The sequence below is a fragment of the Streptomyces sp. NPDC004561 genome, assembly GCF_053602155.1.
On record NZ_JBSGDB010000886.1, the window covers coordinates 1 to 1,578 of the forward strand.

Consider the following 1,578-nt stretch of genomic DNA (forward strand, 5'->3'; position numbering starts at 1 on the left):
CGGTGAACCGGACGCGGCCCTCGCCGAGCGGCCCGACGTGCTCTTCGCGTACTGGGACGAGGGCCTGGGGCGCCTGGTGGTGGGCGCGACCGAGGAGGAGGCCACCGACCAGGTCGTGGAGCACGCCGCCGATCTGGCCGGGCGCCACGGACTCGAACTGTCCGCCGCGGACGTGGAGGAGACCACGCATCCGGCGGACCCGGCCGGGGTGCGCACCGCGGTGGCCGCGCTCGCGGCCGACGGACTGGGCATCGGCGTCGCGATCACCGCGTACGCGCTGCGCCTGCCGCCCTCGCCCCGGGTGGTGACCGCGGTGGTGACGCTGCTCCGGGAGAACCCCCGCTTTCGCGCCTGGCTGCGCGCCCGGCTCGGCAACGCGCGGATGGATCTCGCCCTGGCCTGCGCGAACGCCGCCGTGCACGCCGCCGGGCAGACCCCCACGTCCCTTCTGCTCGACGGCACCCTGCGGGCCTGCCAGTTGGCCGAGACGGTGGCCCGCGCGGCCGCCTTCGACGCGGTGCACGACGACCTGTGCGCCCCCGGCCGCGTCAGCCTCGCCCCGGAGGGCGCCTCGCGCCCGCCCCTGCGGGAGTCCCCCGCCCAGGAGTACGCCACCCACGCCTCCGCGGGCAGCGTGCTGGGCGCCGCGGCCACGCTGCTGGTCAAGCACGACGGCGCCGAGGCGGCCGAGGCGGTGCTCGCCGGTTCGCCCAAGGCCGCCCGTTACGGTCCCGCTGCCTTCCACGCGGTGCTCAGCGCCATGCTCGCCCGGACCGGTGTGCTGGTGCGCGACCCGGACCGGCTGCGCCAACTGGAGATGACGGGCACCATCGTCCTGCACGCCGGCGCGCTGCGCGGCGACGCGGGCGAGGCGGACCCGTGGGCCGAGCCGGTGCTGGACGCCGCCCGCCGGGCCGGCCTGCGGGTGGTGCTCGTGGACGATCCCGCCCTGGAGGACTTCACCGGCCTCGCCGACCAGGTCGTCGACGCCCACCGGCCGCTGGACGACGTGGTGTACGAGGCACGCGGCGAGTCGGGCGCCGTGCTCACGGTCGCCCGTGCGCGCACGAGCGACGAACACGACGTCCTGGCCGCGCTGCACGGCAGCGACGTCTCCGTCGCCCTCACCGACCGGGACGGCGCGGTGGTCTGGGGCGCGGACATCCTGGCCCTGCACGGGCTGCCCGACGTGTGGCGGGTGCTGACCGCGATACCGGCCGCCCGCGCGGTCGGCCGGCGGGCCCAGACCATGGCCCGGTCCGGTGCCGCGCTGTCGGGGCTCCTCGTGGCCATCGGCGAGTCCAAGCACGGGCAGGGGCGCCTCGCCATGCTGCCGGGGCTGCGGCACGCGCCCGTCGACGCCGCGGCCGCCTCCGCCCTGCTGTCCGGCATACGGTCCGCGCTCGGCGTGGCGGCGGCCGGCGCCCCGCACCCGCGCCCGCGTGTGCACTGGCACGAGCTGGACCCGGACCAGGCCCAGGACCGGCTGGAACACGAACCCGCCGCCGAACGCACCCTCCTCGAAGAGCTGACTGCGCGCGTGCGCGCCGCGGCCGAGGGCGTCTCCCGGCACCCGGC

Annotated in this window: 1 pseudogene; it reads left to right on the plus strand. The window is 77.7% G+C overall.

Annotation, left to right across the window (positions count from 1 at the left end):
* Positions 1-1,578, plus strand: a pseudogene (locus ACWEN3_RS46415) (cation-translocating P-type ATPase); the annotation flags it as partial.